Source organism: Fodinibius halophilus, assembly GCF_011059105.1.
Taxonomy (GTDB): domain Bacteria; phylum Bacteroidota; class Rhodothermia; order Balneolales; family Balneolaceae; genus Fodinibius; species Fodinibius halophilus.
Genome location: NZ_JAALLS010000046.1, coordinates 1 through 5,889, shown reverse-complemented (window position 1 = coordinate 5,889; position 5,889 = coordinate 1). Strand labels below are relative to the sequence as shown.

Below are 5,889 nucleotides of genomic sequence, written 5' to 3'. Positions count from 1 at the left end.
TCACCGGGATAAATATTTGATAATAAAATCTGACCATTTTCTGCTACTACAGGCTGATTATTAATTTTTTTTGCACGCGGAGCCAAAGGCGTAGGAGCCGGAGGAGGCAAGGCCTGGGAATCTCCCTTTCCATAGTTCATTGATCCCGCTAATTCACCATCAAATGTAAATCGCATAATGCGATACTGAACCGGATCTACAATATACAGGTAATTATTCGCTAAAAATATGTTACTCACTTTTAAAAACTCTCCGGGACCGCGTCCCCGTTGGCCATATCTATTGACAATTTCACCATTACTGTCAAATTCAAATACCGTTGATTCAGCAGTATCATAGACAAACAGATGTGAATTACGATCGTTGTACCGTATAATTTGTGGATTTGATAACTTTTGATCTTCATATGAGATAAAGGTACGATACTCCTCAAGCTCTATAATTTTTGCAGTATCAGGAGTTGGTGCTTGACTAAAATCAATGAACAGGAAGGAGATTAAAGTGATAACCCAAAATATATTATTTGTCATGGTATTCGATCTTAAAAGGTTGAATACTGAATTGAAATGAAAGTCATTATACCTGAAGTGATAATGTATTACCTCTTCTAAATTTAGCACTGAAAAATATTACCAGATTCTGATATCACTTAAGTATTCATCAATAGTAATTATTGGTACAGAACTAAATTCATCTATTATCGAGAGCTAATGTTAATACGGTATTTAACTACCCGCCGCCCCTCAGTAGACTTATTTTTTTCTTGAACATAAAAAAAGCCATTTCGCACTAAAATATCCGGCTCCAAACCATATGCTTGCTCCGCACGCTTGCCCGCCCACCGGAATCGGGCAATGAGCTTTCCATCTTTGTCTAACACCCACCACTGCAGCTTTTCTCTACTGTTTGTAATAGTACTTATCCACAGGCGATTTTTATCATCAAATTCCATGGAGTTCAATACCGGCCAATGCTTGGGAAGATCCATACCTTTAGCTATACCCCTGGTCATCGTATTGGTTGCATTCAAGGCGTCTTCGCGATTTACTGATGCACGCTGGTAGGGATAATAGAATCCTTCCAAATAGTTCCCCTCTTTGTCATATTTTTTCACGAGAAAAGAATCGGTTTGGGCCCGATAAATATATCCTTTTCGTGACACAGCCATTAATGACTTTTCAAAGAATGGAAATCTCTCATATATTTTTTTTCCTTGAAAATCTCCTAACATAATTTTAGGACGCAACTGTGAAAAGAGCTTACCAGAACTTTTTTCCCATTTTCTATTCGCGCGATAATAGTCAGCATACCTATTCTTGAGATTATCAGGAGACAGACTTTCACTGAATCCCACCAGATAGGTACTGTCAGTAAGAAAATAATAAGAATGGCTAAATATTCTGCCTTGGCTCGAGGCAGCAAGCTCTCCGGGGGTTATAGTATAGCTTTTTTGATAACTTAAAGGCTCAGTAGAATATATATTTACCTTAAACTGCCGATGATCATAAACAAAAAGCTGTTCGTTTTTTATCTTTAAACAACAGGGACCCAAAAATTCGCGGGGGCCCCGCCCCTCTCCTCCAATGCTTTTTATATAGTTCCCATCCGGCTTAAATTGATGAATTTTTTTTACTCCCCTGGCTGCATCCGTAATATATACGCGCCCTGCAGTATCTACCGTAAAATCTCTCATTGAACGAAATAGTACATTCATAGTATCACCATAAACCAATTCTCTGGATAGAATGACTGTATCTGGGTTTTGATCTTTTGTATAAACCATCAGGTTCTTAACCCCTTGTACTTTTACAGAGTCATTATTCTCATTATCAACTCCGCATCCTGATACTATTCCAAAGCACAAAAGAAACAAAGCTACACTTACCATTTTGTATTCTGGGAAAGAAAAAATAGAAGCCATTTGGAAAAATGTATAAGTATATAGAGAGAAGTAATTATGCTTTCTCCCTGCATACTACTAAGATATGTTGTTATTTATTCACAGGTGCAAGACCATATGTCCCTGAAACCGAATCCCCATATGCAGGATATATGTCTCTACAAGCATCGGTAGGGTTTATGGTAGTATCTGTACGATACCACGATTCAAATCCATTCGGTGTCTCACAATATAAGTAGGCATCTCCCGCTTTTACATTTTTCATTTCATCTCGACTTAATGTTTTCATAAATGACATAAATAGTCACCTTTTATTTTTAAGGGGGCTTTGAATTACTTGCTCTTTTCGGGTTTTTCTTAATTTGGGGTTTTGCAGATCCAAAAAATGTCCAAATCGTCGATAATCATAGTCATTTCTGTTGTTGTTGGCCCGAACATCGGGCCAACGAGGCCGATTCGGCCTCCGATGGGTATAGCTCACCCATCAGGTGGCCGCTGCCGGGGTAACTTTCCATTCTTTCTTGGCCCAGCTGATGCTACGCTCGATGTTCCAGCAGAGGGCGGCCATAATAAATTGGGCTTTGTTCCTTATTTTTGTTTTGGCAGTAGCCACGGCCATCCCATAGCGTTGTTTGATCGCCGAAAAAGGATGTTCTCCGTAGCGACGCACCCGCCGCTTGCGGGTGTTGCGGCGCTTTTGGGAGCCACTCAGCGGCCTGTTCCGGTAGGCTTTATCTAAAATTCCGTAATAGATTCCCTCCTTGCGGCACCGGAGCTTCAGATCCCTGCTGGGGTAGGCCTTATCCCCAAATATCGCCCGCTCGTCACCACTGAGCAAGGTCTCCAGTTGGGTACTGTCGTGCGGAGAGGCTTCGGTAAAGCTCACCCGGCGAATCAGCTTGCTGCCCACATCCACCCCGATATGGCCTTTGTAGCCCAAATAGTGGGTCCCGCCCTTTTGGGTGGAATCGGCATCGGTGTCGATTTGCGAGGAAGGATCCTGCTCTAACTCCTCGCGGGCTTCGTCGCTAAGCGGGCGCCCCGCCGATTCAATGATGGTTGCATCGACGACCGTGCCCCGCTTCAGGATCAGGCCTTTGGCCTCCAGCTGACCGGTTACCTCCCTAAACAGATCCTCCAGGTGGCCGCCCTCGGCCAGGGCCTGGCGGAACCGCCAGAAGGTAGAAAAGTCGGGCACCTGCTGCTCCAAGGGCAGCCCGGCGAAGCGGCGAAAGCTGAGCCGATCGATGAGCTGGTCCTCCAGCTGCGGGTCGGACAGCTGATACAGGTGCTGCAAAAATAGCCCGCGGATCATCCATCGGACCGGTTTGCGGGGCTGCCCACCCTGTGGGCCGGTTTGGTCGATGCGACGGCCAATATCGTAGAGGGGGGGCAGTCGATCCACTCCTCAATTTCGGCCAGACGCTCCGTCGAGCGACTGACTTGCCCTGATTGGGTGGCCCATTGATCCAAAATACTTAGCTGGTAGCGCTTATCAGACATAACAAAATATCATTGGGGTGAAAAATTGGCGATGTTCGATCAAACCTATCCATTTTGAGCAAAAATCGCTAAATCAGGGGGTTCTGCAAAGCTCCCTTTAATTAAATGAATTATTATTGCTGCTAATGCAGCTGATAGTACTATAACAAGGCTTGCGGACAAATGCTTGAGATATATCCTGAGATTTGTCCTGAATTTTATCCCGGGAAATAACATTAATAAGCTCTCCCAATTGGGTATTTATACCCTGAACAGGCTATAACCCACCCTGTGATAACGACAGAAGTGGAATGCCAAAAAATAAACAGACCTTTCCACATGGCATTATTTGTACAGACCCTGAAATAAATTCAGGGTGACAAGGGTTTTGCAACATTCTCAATTACTGAACAAACAATATTTATTGATAAATAGAAACTGAGCAATTCCTAAATTGCTTTTATTACCTGATTTATACTCATAGCCTGCTGGAGTAAGTAAAAACTTACAATTTTTCTGTTAATTATTTTTTGCCAGCTCAATCCGGTACTTCACCGCATACTCCGTACCTGTTTCTTTATTGGTTTTTTTGCTGTACAGATAGCCGTTTTTAATGTCGTAAATTGGTTGATCACGGGCCAGCCTAAGCTTTGCCAGCAACTCACCGGATTCCTTAAGGATCCACCATTCATAAATTTCACTTTGTACTCCCGTAGGTACTGCCACCCAGATCCTGTTTTCATCATCAATCTTCATATCAGCGATTGCGGGATTCGATTCGGGAAGCTTTTCATCAACGATCTCTAAGGTATTCATGACATCCCCTCGGGTATAACTGGATTGCTCGGTGTATTCGCTGAGATCAAAAGACGAGCCTGTCACCGGATAATAAATAGCAGATTGGTAGTTCCCCCTGGCATCGTACTTTTTGATCAGAAAATCCTGCGTCCAAACAGAATATATTGCATTTTCATCGGACAGCGCTGTAATGGTCTCTCCCATAAAGGGTAAGGGCCTAAAGGCGTTCGGTACACGCGAATTACTCTTCATGGCATTAAGGTTAGACGGGAATACAAGGGGGGCAAAATCCAGCGCATTCCCATGCACATCCATCAGCAGATAGGTGTATACCGGTCTATCAGTTCCAGAGTTCGGTTCTTTGAACATGATTAAGAAATTTCCGTCGCTCCTGACCTTAAAATATCCAAACTCCAGATCCTGAACAGCCTCATGATCCCTGATGTTCAGCCGCTCAATCAGAATTGACCGTTCAAAAGAGTAATCATCGGTGTTATATATATTCAACCGCTGGCTGGTATAATCTAATACGAACACTTTTCCAGCCACAGCTTGCACGCCAAGTATCATACCATACTCTCCCGGACCTTTGCCCGTGGCTCCAATCTGGGTATGATAGCTACCATCAGCATTGTAGGCATACACTCGATATAGAAAAGGAAATTCATTAGAATTCTTTCTCCCATTCGTAATGATTACTTTCCCCTTATCATCAATAGCACATTCTAGTACTTGTGTTAGATAAGGTTCACCCGATTTACCAAAAGTTTGCTCAGGGATAAGTTCTATGGAATGAGTGGGTTTCGCATCGCCAGGTAAAATAGTGAGGTTCTTCACCTCCTGGATATCTTGAGGTATATCATCGAGGATACGAATATATTCTGGTCGTTCGGATGTGGAGTTATTAGAGCATTGAAAAAGGGTGAAGCATAAAAGTATGCTCAATAGTAATCTCTGGGAATATTGCATATTTTTCATTTGACATTCGCTATACATAAAAGCAAAAGGGTAAAACAAATACCCTTTTGCTTTATTAATTTTTAGTTTATCTATACCTTTTCCCACACATAGCCACTGCAAATTTTTGTGATTGGCCTACTTGTTTTGCACATGTCCTAGCTTTACTTGAACCAAAGTATTTCTGGTTACATTCATAATACCAACAAGTAAAGGTATCAGTTGCACTATCACAACCCTGCCATTCGCACCCCCCGGCCTTTACTTGTTTCATTTCATCGCGACTTAGTGTTTTCATAAATGACATAAATAATCACCTTATATTTGGTTAAGAATTATTATTGCTCCTAATGCAACTGATCGTACTATAACAACGCTGCAGGACAAATGCTTGAGATCTCTCCTGATATTTGTCCTTATTTTTTTACTGAAAAGTGTCGGCAGTTTATGCAACTAAGTAGCTATCTCTATCCCCCCTATAAAATGAAGTCAAAGAAGGTCAGAAAGGATATACTCGAATCTCAGCATTTTCCGTCACGACAAATATCCGACGCTTACTAAAATCCATATCAAAAATAACAGGAAGATTTTGCTCCTCCGATTCCAGCTTATACCTTCTGCTCAGTTTCCCGGCCTTAGAAAATTCGTGAATCCATAATCGATTGTTAGGGTCCAAAAAATAATTCTTGCCAACTCCCAGATATAACCGCCCATTCGGGCTACTTAGCCCGGAAGCATAGGCACCAAGGTGT

Annotated in this window: 6 protein-coding genes; all 6 read right to left on the bottom strand. The window is 42.5% G+C overall.

Translation table 11 applies throughout. The features are described 5' to 3' along the window. The coding region (locus tag G3569_RS17940) for a 6-bladed beta-propeller (protein WP_165271468.1) at window positions 1–530 on the bottom strand (530 nt) is incomplete at its 3' end. 167 nt (window positions 531–697) lie between these two features. Continuing rightward, a complete protein-coding gene (locus G3569_RS17935; RefSeq protein WP_165271467.1) occupies window positions 698–1,921 on the bottom strand; it encodes a 6-bladed beta-propeller in 1,224 nt (407 codons plus the stop codon). A 70-nt stretch (window positions 1,922–1,991) separates the two neighbouring features. Then, window positions 1,992–2,198, bottom strand: coding sequence for a hypothetical protein (locus tag G3569_RS18500; RefSeq protein ID WP_205720283.1), 207 nt, complete (start codon window positions 2,196–2,198; stop codon window positions 1,992–1,994). Between the two features lie 186 nt (window positions 2,199–2,384). Further along, window positions 2,385–3,305 carry an IS5 family transposase gene (locus G3569_RS17930; RefSeq protein WP_350356575.1) on the bottom strand — a complete coding sequence of 307 codons (921 nt, stop codon included), beginning with the start codon at window positions 3,303–3,305 and terminating at the stop codon, window positions 2,385–2,387. A gap of 596 nt (window positions 3,306–3,901) precedes the next feature. Beyond that, on the bottom strand, window positions 3,902–5,125 hold the full coding sequence (locus G3569_RS17925; protein ID WP_205720282.1) for a 6-bladed beta-propeller: 1,224 nt from the start codon (window positions 5,123–5,125) through the stop codon (window positions 3,902–3,904). A 511-nt stretch (window positions 5,126–5,636) separates the two neighbouring features. Beyond that, the coding region (locus G3569_RS18495) for a hypothetical protein (protein WP_205720281.1) at window positions 5,637–5,889 on the bottom strand (253 nt) is incomplete at its 5' end.

Bases quoted from the DNA above. Each gene is read 5' to 3' on its own strand.
- G3569_RS17935 (WP_165271467.1), bottom strand. From the start codon at position 1,921: ATGGCTTCTATTTTTTCTTTCCCAGAATACAAAATGGTAAGTGTAGCT.
- G3569_RS18500 (WP_205720283.1), bottom strand. From the start codon at position 2,198: ATGTCATTTATGAAAACATTAAGTCGAGATGAAATGAAAAATGTAAAA.